The organism is Desulfobulbus sp. (assembly GCF_030824455.1).
Lineage (GTDB): Bacteria > Desulfobacterota > Desulfobulbia > Desulfobulbales > Desulfobulbaceae > Desulfobulbus.
This window is the reverse complement of record NZ_JAVBXR010000076.1, coordinates 21,866-37,397: the sequence shown is the minus strand read 5'-3', so window position 1 is coordinate 37,397 and position 15,532 is coordinate 21,866. Positions and strand designations below refer to the sequence as shown.

Below are 15,532 nucleotides of genomic sequence, written 5' to 3'. Positions count from 1 at the left end.
CCATTCCCTTTGCCGCCGGCTTTGTCGCCGCCTGGAACCTGCCGCTGTTCTTTGGCCAGCAGCCGGGCGTCAGTCCCCTGCTCTTTGCCCTGTTTCTCGCCATTGCCATGTCGATTTCGGCCCTGCCGGTGATCGTCAAAACCCTGCTCGACCTGGACCTGTATCGCAGCGATTTCGGGGTGGTGGTGGTCAGCGCCGCGATCTTCAACGACCTGGTAGGCTGGATTGTCTTTGCCGTGATCCTCGGCCTGATCGACCAGACAAGCAACATCGGCCACGGCATCACCCTGACCGTGTTCCTGGCGCTGGGTTTTGTGCTGTTCGTGTTCACCATTGGCCGCAAGCTGATCCACCGCATCCTGCCGTATGTGCAGGCCTACACCTGGTGGCCGGCCGGCGAGATCGGATTTGTGGTCGTCCTCACCCTGACCGGCGCCGCCTTTACCGAGTGGATCGGCATCCACGCCATCTTCGGGGCTTTTTTCATCGGCATGGCCGTGGGCGATTCGCCCTATCTACGCCGCCGCAGCCGGTACATCCTCGACCAGTTCGTTTCCAGCATTTTTTCCCCGATTTTCTTTGCCAGCATCGGCCTAAAGGTCAATTTCATCACCCATTTCGACGGCCCGCTGGTGCTGGTGGTGTTCGCCATAGCCTGCGTCTGCAAGCTGGTCGGCGGCGCGGTGGGGGCCAAGTGGGGGCGGATGGGCGCCCGCGAGTCGCTGGCGGTCGGTTTTGCGATGAATTCGCGCGGGGCCATGGAGATCATTCTGGGCCTGCTGGCCTTGGAACGGGGCCTGATCCATCACGAACTGTTTGTCGCCCTGGTGATCACCGCCATCCTGACCTCGATGATGGGCGGGCCGATGATCCAGTTGATTCTGCGTCCGACGCGCAAGGCCCGGCTGGAGGATTCGTTCCGATTCGGATTGTTCTTGCCCGAGTTGCAGGCGGATTCGATGAAAGGGGCGATTGAGGAGATGGCGGCGACCGTGGGCCGGGTGCTCAAGGGACGGCTCGATCCGCACCACGTGGTCCGGGTGAACTGCGCCCCCGAAGACGTGGCCTGCGCCGCCATTGTCAACGACGTGCTGCTGCTGGCTGCCGGGGTTGCCGACCTCAGCCGGCCCTATGTGGTGGCCGGCGTCTCAACTTCAGGGATCGGACTGTCGTTCATGGACGAGCAGCGCGCCCATGTGGTGTTTCTGATTCTTTCGCCGAAAAACGCCCCCGCCATCCGAGGGGACATGGTGGCGGAGCTCTCGCTCCTGTACCGCGATCCGGCGATGATCGAGCAGACCCTGCAGGCGCGGAGCTTCACCGAATTCCTGGCCCTGATCCGAACCTCGACGGTCTATCTGCAGAAGGAATAGTTACTCGGCGCTCGCGGCTTCAGAGGCCGGAGGGGCGACGCGGCGCGGTCGCGCAGGCGGGAAGGGCAGCAGCAGTTGACGGACCCGCATCCGCCGGGCCTCCTGTTCGCTGCACAGGTTGGCCACCGTAACCCCGAGCAGACGGATCTTGCGCCGGCCCGCCTCGGTGGCGGCCAGCAGGCGCGGCAACGAGGCCAGGATGTCGGCGACGGAGAAAAATCCCTGGGCGATGGTGCAGGAACGGGTGATGGTGGTGAAATCGCTGTAGCGGACCTTGAGCGACAGGGTGCGGCCGCCGGTCTGTTTCTCCGCCAGGACGCGGGCCACCTGACTGACGATCTGATAGAGTTCGGCGCTGAGCCGGGCATAATCGAGAATGTCCTCGGCAAAGGTGGTTTCCGAACCGATGGATTTGCGCACCCGCACCGGCTCCACCGGCCGCAAATCCTGCCCCCGGGCTATTTCGTAAAAGAAATGACCGGTCTTGCCAAACAGGGCCACCATCTCCTGACGCGAAAAGCGCAGCAGATCGGCCCCGGTGCGGATCGACCGGTCCAGCATCTTTTGTTCCGTGACCCGGCCCACCCCGTAAAACTTGCCGATCGGCAGGGCGGCGATGAAGGTCTTGGCCTGGTCCGGCGGGATCACGGTGATGCCGTTGGGTTTGTTGTGACCCGAGGCGATTTTGGCCAGGAATTTATTGTAGGAAACGCCGGCCGAAGCGGTCAGCCCGGTGGCCTCGCCAATGGCGGCGCGGATGGCCTGGGCTATCCGGGTGGCCGAGGGTTCGCCGAGCAGATTGTCGGTGACGTCGAGAAAGGCCTCGTCCACCGAAAGCGGCTCGACCAGCGGCGTGTAGCGGCGGAACAGGGCCATGATCTGGCCCGACACCTCCTGGTAGCGCGCCATCCGGGGCCGGAGGAAAACGGCTTGGGGGCAGAGCTGCTGCGCCCGGACGCTGGGCATGGCCGAGTGGACGCCAAAGGCTCTCGCCTCGTAGGAACAAGCCGCGACCACGCCCCGACTCTTGGGCGGGCCGCCGACAATCACCGGCAAGCCGCGCAGTTCGGGGCGATCCCGCTGCTCAACCGAGGCGTAGAAGGCGTCCATGTCGATGTGGATGATTTTGCGGGAGAGCGGCATGGCAAGGGTCCGGGCTGGCTCGCGATGTTGTCGCTATTGACGCTAACCGCCGTCAAGGCTATTATCCCACCGGATCGCCGGTGCAAATGACGCCGCAAGGTACAACACATTTCAGGCCAGGGAAACAGACAAATGAACGCATATCAGAAACATCAGGACGACCTCCGCAAACGGCCCGCAACCTGGCTGGTAACCGGCGTCGCCGGCTTCATCGGCTCCAATCTGCTCGAAACCCTGCTTCAGTTGGGGCAGCGGGTGGTCGGGCTGGACAATTTCTCCACCGGCCACCAGTACAATCTGGACGAGGTCAAGGATCGGGTGGGCGACGAGGCCTGGCAGCGGTTCTGCTTCATCCAGGGCGACATCCGCAATCTGGCCGACTGCCAACAGGCCTGCGCCGGGGCGGATTATGTCCTCCATCAGGCGGCGCTTGGTTCGGTGCCGCGCTCCATCGAAGACCCGATCACCACCAACGAGAACAACATCAGCGGCTTTCTCAACATGCTCACCGCCGCCCGCGACGCCAAGGTGCGCCGGATGGTCTACGCCGCCTCCAGCTCGACCTACGGCGATCACCCCGGCTTGCCCAAGGTCGAGGAGCAGATCGGCAACCCGCTCTCGCCCTATGCGGTGACCAAGCTGGTCAACGAACTCTACGCAAGCGTCTTTATCCGCTCCTATGGCTTTAAGGCCATTGGCCTGCGCTATTTCAACATCTTTGGCCAACGCCAGGACCCCAACGGGGCCTACGCCGCCGTCATTCCCAAATGGTTTGCCGGCCTGCTTGAAGGCGAGCCGGTCTTTATCAACGGCGACGGTGAAACCAGCCGCGATTTCTGCTTCATCGACAACTGCGTCCAGGCCAACATCATGGCCGCCACTGCCGACGACGAGGCCGCAGGCGAGGTCTACAACGTGGCCTTCGGCGAACGCACCACCCTCAACGAACTGTATCGACTAATCCAGGAACGGGTGGCGACGCGGGTTCCGGCGGCGACCGAGGCCACCCCCGTGTACCGCGATTTCCGCGCCGGCGACGTCCGCCATTCGCTGGCCGACACCAGCAAGGCCGCCCGGTTGCTCGGCTACCAGCCTGAGTATTCGGTGCGCGCCGGGCTGGACAAGGCGGCGGATTGGTATATGGATAGGTTTTTAGGGAATTAGTCTTTTAGCTTTTTAGTCTGTAGCTCGGATGAGCGGGGATGACGGGAAGCGACCCCTGACGCTGAACACGACAGGACGCAGGAGCGTCCAGGGCTGCATTCCCACGCTGGAGCGTGTGAACGATCAGAACAAAAGAGCAAGTTTGCAAGTTCCGCAAGGTTCGCCCCGCGGTAGAGCTCGTTGTGAGCGCGGAGGCTATTCGGGGACGATGGGAGCCATCGGCGCTGAGCCGGGCGGCGGGGTTTGGAACCGGATGCAGGGGCAAACTGTTTGAGCGCAGCGAGTTTTTGCCCCGCCGGTTTCAAACTCCGGCGACTGGGGTCGTCTCAGCGGCGCGGCTGCCCTTTCTTTTGTTTCTTTTCTTTGGGCAAGCAAAGAAAAGAATGCCCCTCCCGCAGGGAGACAGAGTGTGGGGATTGCTTCAGGCGGTTGTCAAAAAAAACAGGAAAAAATTTGTATTGTTGGCGGGCAAACGATAGGGCGGCTTGCTCACTCTACACAGTTCTTGGCGTAGGACATTGGATCAAAACATGATTGAACCCGAAGACAGTAATGCTGCCACAGATTTTCCATGCCACAACTGCGGGAAACTTGGAATGATTAGGGATTTCAAAAAAGGAGAGAAAGGAAAGATTTCTAAATATAGATGTTTTGGCTGTATGAGGGAGATAGAAACAAATTTTTTAGGGGAAGCAATACATAGAGATAGGTTCTATTTACCGGGATACGGCAACATAATTAAAGAGCATAAATTTTTAATCATATTTATATGTTTTTTTATTGTTAGCAAAATAATCCATCCAATGAAATTGCAGTGGTATCTCGTTATACCAGGCGTCATATCCGGCCTGATTGCAATATATGAATTAGCCGATTCAAGATTTGGCATCCTTAAATATATTGGATGGGCAATTATTATATATTTCAGCGTTTGGTGGGTGTTAGGAGGAGGATCGCGTGGTTTTTAAAAATAAATTATCCAACACGTAGAATCCACCCTATCTATCGTAACCTAACCAGTCTAAAAATCTAAACCACTACAACCTTTCCACCTGCAACACCCAAGGAGCCCCAAATGTCCAGCACCCTCGGCACCCTTTATAAAGTCACCACCTTCGGCGAATCCCACTGCAAGGGCGTTGGTGCCGTTGTCGACGGTTGCCCGCCCGGCATGGAGTTGACCGAGGCGGACATCCAAAAACAGCTTTCGCGGCGCCGGCCCGGCCAGAGCGACCTGTCCACCCCTCGCCAGGAAGCCGATCAGGTGACCATCTATTCCGGCACCGAATTCGGCCGCACCCTGGGCACGCCGATTATGCTGCTGGTCAACAACAAGGATCAGCGACCCCAGGACTACGGCGAGATGAGCCGCATCCCCCGCCCCTCGCACGCCGATTTCACCTATCAAATGAAGTACGGGGTCCGCGCGTCCAGCGGCGGCGGCCGGTCCAGCGCCCGCGAGACCATCGGCCGAGTGGCCGCCGGGGCCATTGCCGAAAAATGGCTGCGCGAGACCTACGGAACCGAGATCGTAGCCTGGGTGAGTTCGGTCGGCGACATTGACGCGCCCGAGGTTGACGTCCTGCAGATCAGCCGGGCCACGGTCGACAGCCAGCTCGTCCGCTGCCCCGACGCCGCAACCGCAGCACAGATGGAAGCGCGGATCAAGGAAGTGCTGGAGGCCAAGGACTCCACCGGCGGGATTCTCACCTGCGTCTGCCGCAACCTGCCGATTGGCCTGGGCGAACCGGTGTTCGACAAGCTTGAGGCGCGCCTGGCCCAGGCCATGCTCTCGCTGCCCGCCACCAAGGGCTTTGAGGTTGGCTCCGGCTTTGCCGGCACGCGCATGCGCGGCAGCGAGCACAACGACCCCTTTGTGCAGAAAGGTAAACACCTGGGCACGCGCACCAACCACAGCGGCGGCATTCAGGGCGGAATCAGCAACGGCGAGCCGATTGTCTTCCGGGTGGCCTTCAAGCCGGTGGCCACCATCGGCATAGCCCAGGACACCGTTGATTTTGACGGCGAGGACGTCACCCTGCAGGCCAAGGGACGGCACGACCCCTGCGTGGTTCCGCGCGCAGTGCCAATCGTCGAATCCATGGCCGCCCTTGTCCTGATCGACATGGCCCTGCAGCAGCGCGCCCGTCACATCGTCAGCCCCTATTAAGGACGCGGCAGTTGTGACGGACAGCCCTGCCGCCATCCTGGTGGTTGACGACGCGCCCATTAATCGGCGGCTGCTGCAGAGTCTGCTGGTCAAGCAAGGCCATACGGTCAGCTTGGCCCAACACGGCAAGGAAGCCCTGGCGGTGCTGCGCGAATCCCGGCCCGACCTGATTTTGCTCGACATTCTCATGCCCGAGATGGACGGGCTGGAACTATGCCGGGTGCTCAAGGCGCAGGAATCGACCCGCGACATCCCGATCATCTTCATCTCTTCACTTGACCACACCACCGACAAGATCACCGGGTTTGAGGCCGGCGGGGTGGATTACATCACCAAACCGTTCCATCCGGCCGAGGTCCTGGCCAGGGTCAGCACCCACCTCAAACTGTGCCGTCTGCAACGGCAGCTGGAGGAAAAAAACCGACAGTTGGGCCTGGAAAAGCAGAAATCCGAGGCGCTGCTGCTTAACGTACTGCCGGCGCGAGTCGCCCGCGAGCTGATGGCCACCGGGGCCTGCACGCCCCAGTCTTTTCCGGAAGTGACGGTTTGTTTCGTCGACATCGTCCAGTTTACCATGACCGCCGCCGCCCTGGACCCGGAAACGCTCATCGGCGAACTCAACACCCTGTTCACCGCCTTTGACCAGATTGTCGAGGCCAACCACTGCGAGCGGATGAAGACCATCGGCGACGCCTATCTCTTTGTCGCCGGCCTTCCCGAACCCAGCGAGCGCAATGTCCATAATGCGGCCTCAGCCGCCCTGGAGCTGATCGCCTATCTGCGGCAGCGCAACCGCAACTCCGCTCAGCAGTGGCAGGTGCGGATCGGCCTGCACTGCGGCCCGGTGGTGGGCGGCATCGTCGGCTCGAAAAAATACCTCTACGACATCTTCGGCGACACGGTCAATATCGCCGCCCGGCTGGAAGGCCTTTCCGAGCCCATGCGGATCAATGTTTCGGCTGAAGTGCGTCGACTACTGCAGGGCGAGTTTGCCTTTTCCTGTCCGCTTGAGGTGGAGATGAAGGGCAAGGGGCTGCAGTCCACCTGCTTTCTTGAGGCCCGCCTGACGGCCTGTACCGGTCAGAGCGCCTTGCCGGCCAGCCAGTAGAGCAGCATGCCGACGATTACCGTGCCGCCCAGGCTTTTGGTTTTCCAGGCAAAGAGCAGGGTGGGCGCGGCGACCAGCAGTTCGGGTTTGCCGAGATCAAGCGCGCGCGAGGCGGGGTCGGAGAAGAGGATGGGCGCAAGCAAGGCGCTGAGGATCGCCGCCGGAATAAAGCCGAGCCAGTCGATCAGCCCCTGGGGCAAACGCCGGTGGGCCAGATACAACAGCGGCAGCCAGCGGGGAATGTAGGTGACCAGCCCCATGGCCGCGAACAGCAGTAGGTAGTCAAGCCAGCTCATCGCCTGCCCTCCCGCCAACGTTTGAGCAGATACCCGGCGGTGGCGGCAACCGCCGAGGCCCCGACGATGTACGAATCGCCGGGGATCAGCCAGCGCCACAGCAGCGCGACAACGGCGGCGATCAACCCGACCGCGACGAACAACCGGCTCTGCAGCTGAAAGACCAGCAAACAGAGAAACATGGCGGTCAAAGCGTAGTCGATGCCCAAGGCTCCTGGGGGGATGAACTGGCCGATCAGGGCGCCGGCGGTGGTCGCGGCGATCCAGGTGAGGTTGGGCAGTTGGTTGACCGCGAGCGCGCTCCACCGGCTCCAGGAGCCGCCGCGAAAACGGGCCATGTTGACCGCAAAGCTCTCGTCGGTGACGCCGTAGGCAAAGAGGGTGAGAAACCAGCGGTCCACGCCCCGCAGATGCACCGCCAGGGCCGAACTCATCAGGGCGTGGCGCAGGTTGACCATCAGCGTGGCAAGAACAATCGAAGGCGCAGCGGCGCCGGCGGCCAGCATGGCCACGCAGATGAACTGGGAAGAACCGGCAAAGACCAGCACCGACATCATGGCCATGGCCCAGGCCGGCAGCCCCGCCTGCTGGGCCAGGACGCCCAGAGCCAGACCGATGGGCACAAAGCCCAGGCAGATCGGCCAGGCGGCCAGCGCCCCCTGACGGAAGCAATCCCCGGTGGGCGGGTCGGCGGCTTCGTGCTGCTTTAGCTGCTTTACCTTGTCCTGATCCATTTTTTCTGCTAGGGAAGTGGGGTTTCGTGCGGTTTTTTGGGCGAGGCGGGGATCGGTTCGCCCTGCCTCTTGCGTTTCAACCTCCCTGTATACGACAGAATGTTTCCGCTCCGCAATCTCTTTTGCCCCTGTCGATCCCTGACCTCCCCGCTGGTGCTCCTGCCGTGAAAAATCTGTGGAACATTGCCGACCTGATTGATCTCCACTATTTTCGTCAGACCGACGAGGAACTGCTGCGCCGGGAAGGCGAGGCTCCGCTGGTTAAACGCGACCGGATTATCTATCTGGCCAAGATTGCGCCCCAGTTCGGCAAGGCCGACGATCTGCCGCCCCGCATCCTGGTGCGCAAATGGCTGGCCATGCGACGCCTCCAGCACCGGCAGGAACGCGGCCACGTTGGTCAGGCCCTGCCGGGAACCCTGTGGCGGGAACTGACCGTGGTGTTCCGCGGCCTGGCCTGCCTCTGCGGTCTGCTCGCAGGCCTTGGTCTGGCCGGGTCCTTATTGCTTTACTCCGGTTCAACGCCGCTCAACGTCTCGGTGTACTTCGGCCTGTTTGTGATCCTGCAACTGTTGATGGTCGGCGGTCAGTCGCTGTTCTTTCTTTATCGTCGCCTGCGCCGCATTCCCATGGAATCGACCGTGCTCTACGCCCTGCTCGGCCGGTTGCTGATGCGGGCGCTGGAGGGTGTTCGCCGACGGCTGCAACGGCGGATCAGCGGGCAGCGGCGGCTGGATCTGGCCGCGCTGCTCGGCAGCGTGCAGCAGCACAAGGAGCTGGCGGCCCTGCTCATCTGGCCGGCCTTTATTTTGGTGCAACTGGGCGGCATCGGCTTCAACCTCGGGATTATCGGCGCGACCCTGGCCAAGGTCGCCTTTGCCGACATCGCCTTTGCCTGGCAGTCGAGCCTGCAGCTTTCCGCCCAGTGGGTCGCCAATCTGGTCGGGTGGATCGCCCTGCCCTGGTCCTGGATCGCGCCGCAGACCGTGCCAAGCCTGGCGCAGATTCAAGGCAGTCAGATGGTGCTGAAAGAGGGCATGGTCCATCTGGCCACCAGCGATCTGGTGGCTTGGTGGCCTTTTCTCTGCTGCGCCGTCGCCTTTTACGGCCTGCTGCCCCGCTGCCTGCTGCTCACGCTCGGCCTTATCCGCCAGCGGCAGTCCTTGGAGCAACTGCATTTCGCCACCCTGGGCCTCCGCCCGCTCCTCCAACGGATGACCGTGCCCCGCATTGACGCCAAAGGCGCGCCGGAACCGGCTGAGTCCGCCGCCCCGGCGCCGCCGGTTGGCGCTGCATTGGAAGCCGTTGCCTGCGAGAACCCGCTGAACGCCGAGCCGGGTCCGCCGCTCATACCCTTGGCCCCGGTTGCCGAGGGCATGAGCGCAGTGTTGCTGATTCCGGACGAACTCTACGAGGATTGCCCCCAGGCCGCATTGCTTGCGCTGTTGCAGCCCGGTTGGGGCGCGGCCATTGCCTGCGTCCGTCACGGCGCGCCCGATCAAACCGAGGCAGACACGCTTTCCCGGGTACGCGCGGCCGCCGAGCAGGACGGCTTGGCCGGCGTGCTGCTCCTCCAGGAGGCTTGGCAGCCGCCGCTCAAGGAAACCGAACAGTTTCTGCGCGATTTGCGCCGCAGCGCCGGCCCCCTGACGCCGCTGGTCCTTCTTCTGATCGGCAAACCCTCGCCGCAGACCCTGCTGACGCCTGCAGATCCTGAGCAGCTGCGGATCTGGCGGCTCAAAATGCAGGCTCTGGGCGATCCCTGCCTGGAAGTCCATCCCTTGGTGCAGCCATGAAATCAAGCCTGCCGGAATTTGCCGTCCTCGGCCACCCCAACGAGGGCAAGTCCTCAGTCCTCTCCACCCTGGCCGAGGACGATTCGGTCCGGGTCAGCCCCATCCCCGGCGAAACCGTGGTCTGCCAGGCCTTTCCGGTGCGAATTGACGGCCGGGAGATCATCCGTTTCATCGACACCCCAGGTTTTCAGAATCCGCGCCAGACCCTGCAGTGGCTGCAGGACTACCAGGGGCCGGAAGACGCGATGCTGGCCGCCTTTATTGCCGCCCACCAGGGCGACCCCGCCTTCCACGACGATTGCGAACTGCTCGGCCCGGTGGCGGCCGGGGCCGGGGTGATCTTTGTGGTCGACGGTTCGCGGCCGCTGCGCCATGTGGACCGCGCCGAGATGGAGATCCTTCGCCTCAGCGGCGCGCCCCGGATGGCGGTGATCAACTGCAAGGACGAAGAGGCGGGGTATCTGCCCAAGTGGCAGAGCGAATTCCGTAAAAATTTCAACGCAGTGCGCCTGTTCAACTCCTGCCGCGCCAACTACCGCCAGCGCATCGACCTGCTCGAGAGCCTGAAATCCATCGATCAGCAGTTGGAGCCGGCGCTGCGCATGGTGATCGAAGCCTTCCAGGAGGACTGGGAGGTGCGCAACCAACGCGCCGCCGCCATCCTCGCCGATCTGCTCCTGGACGTCCTGGGCTACCAGCGGACCGTGCCCTGCGCCCGCGACGAGGAAGAACGCCGGCGGGGGGAACTGCACCGTGAATATCTCGCCTATGTCGCCCAGAGGGAGCGGCAGACCCAGCAGGCGATCCGCGCCCTGTTCAAACACAACATCTTTAATCTGGAGCTGCCGCCGCAATCGATCCTGGCGGAAGACCTGTTCAGCAAGCAGACCTGGGAATTTCTCGGCCTGAGCGACCGGCAGATCATCCTGGCCGGGGCGCTGGGCGGCGCGGCCCTAGGCGTGGGCATCGACGCCGCCACCGTCGGGACTTCGTTCGGCCTTTTTTCAGCGGTCGGCGGCCTGATCGGCGCCGGGGCCACGGCCTTTAAAGGCAAGGAACTGCTGTCCGGCGTCCGCCTGCTGGGGATGAAGATGGGCGGCGAACAGCTGCGGGTGGGGCCGGTCAGCAACATCCAACTGCTCTATATCCTGCTTGACCGGGGCTTGCTGTTTTACTCGCATGTAATCAACTGGGCCCACGGCCGCCGCGATTACGAGCACACCGCCGGCCTGCAGCCAACCGGCGGCAAAAGCGGTTTCACCAGCCGCTGGGACCGGGAGCGGCGGGCAATCTGCGACCGTTTCTACCGCGCCGCGCTCAAGGGCCGCGGGGGCGAGATCGAGGAGACCTCGGCGGCCCTTCAGGATCTGCTCTGTGATCAATTCCTCGACATCGCCGAAGACCGGGCCACGGGCAACGCCGACGGGCACGACGGACACGACGGGCAATGCCTGCGCCGCGACGATCAGGAAGTGGGGCAATAACTTGGCCGTCACGCCCGCGCCGCGCCTCTTGATCGTCAACTGCGCCAGCCCCTATTTTTTCTACATCCCCATGGGCTGCTTCGGCCTCTGCGATTTTCTCCGTCAACAGGGGATCGAAGCGCGGATTTTCAGCCCCTCGCTCTACCCCGAAACGGAGGCGCGGCAACGGCTCCATGCGGCGCTCGACGATTTCCAGCCCACCCACGTCGGTTTGGTCTGTCACTGGCAGGAAACCGCCCACGGCCTGGTGAGCGCCCTGGAAATGGTCAAGGCCTGGAATCCGGCGGTGGTCGCGCTCTCGGGCGGGTTTACCGCCTCTTATTTTGCCGAGAGTCTGCTCGAAAATCTTGATCAGCTGGATTACGTGGTGATCGGCGATCCCGAGGAGCCGGTGGCGCAGTTGCTCCAAGGGCGGCCGGCGGCGGAGATTGCCAATCTGGCCTGGCGGCAAGACGGCCAGGTTCGGCGCAGCGAGCGGCTGTGGCTGATGGAACAGCCGCTGTTTGACGCATTGCGCTTTGCCGACCTCTCACCGTTGATCGACGCCGAGCGCTACATCGACAAGATCAACGCCAAGCTGGGCTTTCCCCTCCTGATTGGCCGGGGCTGCGTCTTTGACTGCGCCTACTGCGGCGGCAGCCGCCACGCCTTTCGCCTCCATTCCGGCCGCTGCAAACCGGTCGCCCGCTCGATTCCAGCCATCCTCGCCGACCTGCGGTTGCTGAAATCCCGAACCACCCTTCTCTATCTCTGTTACGAAAACGATTTCGCCTTGATCAAGAGGCTGTTTCGCGCCATTGCCGACGATTCGGAACTCTGCGGCCACTTCACCCTCCATTACGGGGCCTGGCGCCTGCTCGACGCCGAATTTCTCGAGCTCTACCGGAGGGCCTTCAACTGCGCGTCCGACCGGCCGATTATTGAATTTTCACCCGAGACCGCCTCCGACCCGATCCGGGCCGCGATCAAACGCGGCTCCACCTATCGCCTAGAGGAGATGGAGGAAAATTTTCGCGAAATCAGCGAGGCCTTCCAGGGCCGGGTGCGGATCGAGGTCTTTTTCAGCCGTTACCATCCCGCCATGCCGGCGCAGGAGTTGGAACCGGAACTCATCGCCATCCTGCGGCTCAAGCACAAAATGGCGAGCCTGGGCCTGCCGGTCCACATCTGTTTCGACCATCTGTCCACCGACGTCGGCAGCCGCTACTGGGAGGACAACAACGAACATCCCCAGGATTTCGCTCGTTTTCTTGCATTAAAAACCCAGGTCGACCAGGGAAGCCTCCACCCCTTTCCCGTGGATAACCTCTGTTTGCGGATTCCCGAGCATTTAGATCCCGCCCTGCTGATCCGGTTCGAGGCCCTGGTGCTGACCCTGGAGATGCTGGAGCGGCACTGTCGCGAGCTTGTCCATATTCTGCTCGCCTGCATGGATGATCAATGGCTGGACCCACTGCAGGCCGTGCTCGCACCCCTGCTGGAAGCCCAACCCGCCGCCTTTTTCGCCGAACCGCCGTTGGACCTGGTGGTTGACGATCTTGGCCGCCGACTGCAGGCCGCCTCCGGCGCCCCGCCGCTACTGCCTGATCTGCTCCGTTTCAGCCGCAAAAAACTCAAACAGGGCGTGCAGCCCCTTGCCGCACGCCCTGCATCATCCCAGCCTTCCGACCGTTTCGTTCTTGACCTCGACCGTCTGAGCATCCACGAACACAACTACCTGGACCTGCAGGCCCTGCTGCAAAAACTGCGCGAACACTCGAACGCGCCGCCCTACCAGCGCACGGCGGTTCTGTTCCTGCGCGCCGGAATCCTCACCCTGCCCCACGCCGTCTACCGGACAACGCTCCAGGCCTTCGAGCGCCCGCTCAGCCTGGCGAACTACCGCGCCTCCCTTGACGACCTGGACGCCCAGCAACAGCAACCGCTGCTGGAGCGGTTGATCATGGAAGGCGTGCTGCTCCCGATTGCCTGCCGGGAACCGGCATCCTAACCCGCCGGATCACGAAGTTTTAAACCGACCGATGACGGCGTTGAGTTCCTTGGCCATCTTGCTCAGGGCTTCGGCGCTGGTCTTGACCTGCCCGCTGCTCTCGGAAATCTCTCCTGCGGAGTTGTTCACCGTGGTGATGTCCTGGGCGATCTGCGCAGCCACCGCCGAACTCTGACTCACGTTTTCATTCACCTCCTGGATGCCCTGGGAAACCTGGGCAATGTTTTCGCTGATGTCGCGGGTGGATTCGGACTGCTCGCCCACGGCGGCCGCAATCGTGGCGACAATGGCGTTCACGTTTTCGATCACCGCAGAGATGGCGTCAATCTCGACCCGGGTGGTTTCGGTGGTGCTCTGAATGTGAGCGATCTGCTTTTTGATGTCCAAGGTCGCCCCGGCGGTCTGCTTGGCCAAATCCTTGATCTCGTTGGCCACCACCGCAAATCCCTTGCCCGCCTCGCCTGCCCGGGCGGCCTCAATGGTGGCGTTTAAGGCCAGGAGATTGGTCTGCTCGGAAATTTCGGTAATGGCTTCGGTGACCGTGCCAATGGCCTGGGCCGCGTCGCCCAGCACCGCCATTTTTTCGCCGGCGCTGCGCGCCTGATGCACCGCGTCGGCGGCCACGGCGTTGGCCTGTTCCACATTCTTGGCCAGCAGGTTGAAGGTGGCGGACATCTCCTCCGAGGCTCCGGCCACCATGGAGGTGTTGGTGGTCGACTCCTCCATGGCCGCAGCCACGGCGTTGAGGTTGGCGCTCATCTCCTCGGCCGCCGCCGAGACGTTCTGCGCTGATTGCGAAGTCTCGTTGGCGCCCTCGGCCATGTGTCCGGAAATCGAGGTCAGGTCAATGGCGGCGCGGCCGACGTCGTTCGAGTTGTCCGCAATCCGGATAACGACGGCCTGCAATTTTTCCAAAAAGGTGTTGAACCAATGGGCCAGTTCCCCCAGTTCGTTACGCCCCTCGCTCTCCAGCCGCTTGGTCAGGTCGCCGTCGCCCTCGGCCACGTCCTTGAGGCCGGCGACCACCCGATTGATCGGCTTGACGATGCTGCCGGCCATGAAAAACCAGACCATGACGGTAAAGGTCAACGCCCCAGCGCCCACCAGATTGAGGAGAATGAGGCTCTCCCGATTCAGGGCGGCTATCTGTTCAGCGGCCTCGGAGAACTCGGTCTGATTGGCTTCAACCGCAACGACCCAATCCCAAGGCGCGAAATAAATAAACCGGCCCTCACGGATCACGCTGACTCCGCGCTCATTTTTTACCGTGAACTGTTGCTTGCCGATTGCTCTGGGCGCCAGGTTCTTGGCCGCCTCAATCCGTTCCTGCACATAGGCCTTGCCTTCGACGTCCTTGGCGTCTTTCACATTTTTGCCGTTCTCCTGCTCCTGCCGGGCGATCACATAGGCGCCGCCGCTGTCCATCACCGTGACGTATCCGGTCTTGCCTATTTTCATATTCACAATGGCCTGGCGGAGACTTTTGACGTTCTCCTGGGGGATGCCGACATAGAGCATGCCGACAATCGCGCGGCCAGCGTCATAGATGGGCACGTAGGCGGTGATGTACCAGGCGTTGACCACAAAGGCCCGCCCCTTGTACGTCTCGCCCTTGAGAACGGCGGAGACTACCGGATTGCCGCTTCCGTTCGGATTGGCGGCCGGTATAAAGGTGCCAATGGCCCGTTTTCCTCCCTGATTGACGACGTTGGTGGCGATCCGAAGCATGTCGCCCTGAGAATTCATTCGTTGAAACACGGTGCAGGTCACATCCAGCAACTGCTGCACCGGATCGACAAGGGGGACGGCTTCTTTCGGGTCGGCAATCTGCCCCAGCCATTGCGAGCCCAGCATCATCTTCGGCAGATGCAGGCTCTGCACCGCGTCACTGAATTGATTTTTTGCGTTCCAGGCAACCTTTTCCTCGCCAAAGGAGACGGCCCCGGCTTTACTCATCAGATCGCCGGCCACTTTGAGCGACGCGTCGATGTTTTTCTGCGTCACCTCCTGATGCGATTCGGCCAGGGTATAGAGGTTGTCGACGATATGCTCAAGATCGGCATAGGCGAGCTGCAGGCTTTTTTCCTCGCCGACCCGCACCACTTTTTTATTCTGGATGAAAATGGCTGAGAGGATAATCACCAGGGGGACCAGAGTAACCCCAACACCGATGATCATTAATTTTGATCGTATTTTTAAATCGTTCAACATGCACAACTCCCTTCTTTGCATACGTTCGCCCGCTTGTCTTTAGACGCTGCCGGCATTTTTAAT

12 protein-coding genes are annotated in these 15,532 nt (G+C 61.9%); 8 read left to right on the top strand and 4 right to left on the bottom strand.

The window, feature by feature from the left end; all coding sequences use genetic code 11:
• A partial coding sequence (locus tag RCH93_RS09860) for a cation:proton antiporter (protein ID WP_306548213.1) occupies positions 1-1,373 on the top strand: 1,373 nt, incomplete at its 5' end.
• Here RCH93_RS09860 and dinB read toward each other — a convergent pair.
• The gene (dinB, locus tag RCH93_RS09855; RefSeq protein WP_306548212.1) at positions 1,374-2,516 is read right to left on the bottom strand and encodes a DNA polymerase IV; all 1,143 of its coding nucleotides are present in this window, start codon (positions 2,514-2,516) and stop codon (positions 1,374-1,376) included. It lies immediately after the preceding gene.
• A 132-nt stretch (positions 2,517-2,648) separates the two neighbouring features.
• Here dinB and RCH93_RS09850 point away from each other — a divergent pair, with 132 nt between their 5' ends.
• The 4 genes from RCH93_RS09850 (at position 2,649) to RCH93_RS09835 (ending at position 6,958) form a co-directional block, all read left to right on the top strand.
• Positions 2,649-3,680, top strand: coding sequence for an SDR family oxidoreductase (locus RCH93_RS09850; RefSeq protein WP_306548211.1), 1,032 nt, complete (start codon positions 2,649-2,651; stop codon positions 3,678-3,680).
• Between the two features lie 530 nt (positions 3,681-4,210).
• A complete protein-coding gene (locus tag RCH93_RS09845; RefSeq protein ID WP_306548210.1) occupies positions 4,211-4,648 on the top strand; it encodes a hypothetical protein in 438 nt (145 codons plus the stop codon).
• A gap of 107 nt (positions 4,649-4,755) precedes the next feature.
• On the top strand, positions 4,756-5,850 hold the full coding sequence (gene aroC, locus RCH93_RS09840; RefSeq protein WP_306548209.1) for a chorismate synthase: 1,095 nt from the start codon (positions 4,756-4,758) through the stop codon (positions 5,848-5,850).
• A gap of 13 nt (positions 5,851-5,863) precedes the next feature.
• A complete protein-coding gene (locus RCH93_RS09835; RefSeq protein WP_306548208.1) occupies positions 5,864-6,958 on the top strand; it encodes an adenylate/guanylate cyclase domain-containing protein in 1,095 nt (364 codons plus the stop codon).
• Here RCH93_RS09835 and RCH93_RS09830 read toward each other — a convergent pair.
• Together RCH93_RS09830 and RCH93_RS09825 are read right to left on the bottom strand one after the other, a co-directional pair.
• Positions 6,931-7,254 (bottom strand): AzlD domain-containing protein, encoded by a 324-nt coding sequence (locus tag RCH93_RS09830; RefSeq protein ID WP_306548207.1) that lies wholly within the window; start codon positions 7,252-7,254, stop codon positions 6,931-6,933. The two genes, RCH93_RS09835 and RCH93_RS09830, sit on opposite strands and share 28 nt — an antisense overlap.
• Positions 7,251-7,988, bottom strand: coding sequence for an AzlC family ABC transporter permease (locus tag RCH93_RS09825; RefSeq protein ID WP_306548206.1), 738 nt, complete (start codon positions 7,986-7,988; stop codon positions 7,251-7,253). Before RCH93_RS09825 ends, RCH93_RS09830 begins: the two co-directional genes overlap by 4 nt.
• Positions 7,989-8,152: 164 nt before the next feature.
• Between RCH93_RS09825 and RCH93_RS09820 the strand changes: the two genes are divergently transcribed.
• The 3 genes from RCH93_RS09820 to RCH93_RS09810 are packed head-to-tail and all read left to right on the top strand — an operon-like array spanning position 8,153 to position 13,258.
• Positions 8,153-9,784 carry a DUF2868 domain-containing protein gene (locus RCH93_RS09820; protein ID WP_306548205.1) on the top strand — a complete coding sequence of 544 codons (1,632 nt, stop codon included), beginning with the start codon at positions 8,153-8,155 and terminating at the stop codon, positions 9,782-9,784.
• Entirely contained in the window at positions 9,781-11,268 is a 1,488-nt protein-coding gene (locus RCH93_RS09815; protein ID WP_306548204.1) for a GTPase/DUF3482 domain-containing protein, read from the top strand. Before RCH93_RS09820 ends, RCH93_RS09815 begins: the two co-directional genes overlap by 4 nt.
• 1 nt (position 11,269) lies before the next feature.
• A complete protein-coding gene (locus tag RCH93_RS09810; RefSeq protein ID WP_306548203.1) occupies positions 11,270-13,258 on the top strand; it encodes a radical SAM protein in 1,989 nt (662 codons plus the stop codon).
• 9 nt (positions 13,259-13,267) lie between these two features.
• On the opposite strand, the gene RCH93_RS09805 is transcribed toward RCH93_RS09810, so the two are convergent.
• Positions 13,268-15,469, bottom strand: a complete 2,202-nt coding sequence (locus RCH93_RS09805; protein WP_306548202.1) for a methyl-accepting chemotaxis protein — start codon at positions 15,467-15,469, stop codon at positions 13,268-13,270.
• Positions 15,470-15,532: the final 63 nt, after the last annotated feature.

What these genes read in the sequence shown, in the direction of transcription:
- dinB (WP_306548212.1), bottom strand. Translation starts at nt 2,516, where the DNA reads ATGCCGCTCTCCCGCAAAATCATCCACATCGACATGGACGCCTTCTAC.
- RCH93_RS09850 (WP_306548211.1), top strand. Translation starts at nt 2,649, where the DNA reads ATGAACGCATATCAGAAACATCAGGACGACCTCCGCAAACGGCCCGCA.
- RCH93_RS09845 (WP_306548210.1), top strand. Translation starts at nt 4,211, where the DNA reads ATGATTGAACCCGAAGACAGTAATGCTGCCACAGATTTTCCATGCCAC.
- aroC (WP_306548209.1), top strand. Translation starts at nt 4,756, where the DNA reads ATGTCCAGCACCCTCGGCACCCTTTATAAAGTCACCACCTTCGGCGAA.
- RCH93_RS09830 (WP_306548207.1), bottom strand. Translation starts at nt 7,254, where the DNA reads ATGAGCTGGCTTGACTACCTACTGCTGTTCGCGGCCATGGGGCTGGTC.
- RCH93_RS09825 (WP_306548206.1), bottom strand. Translation starts at nt 7,988, where the DNA reads ATGGATCAGGACAAGGTAAAGCAGCTAAAGCAGCACGAAGCCGCCGAC.
- RCH93_RS09815 (WP_306548204.1), top strand. Translation starts at nt 9,781, where the DNA reads ATGAAATCAAGCCTGCCGGAATTTGCCGTCCTCGGCCACCCCAACGAG.
- RCH93_RS09805 (WP_306548202.1), bottom strand. Translation starts at nt 15,469, where the DNA reads ATGTTGAACGATTTAAAAATACGATCAAAATTAATGATCATCGGTGTT.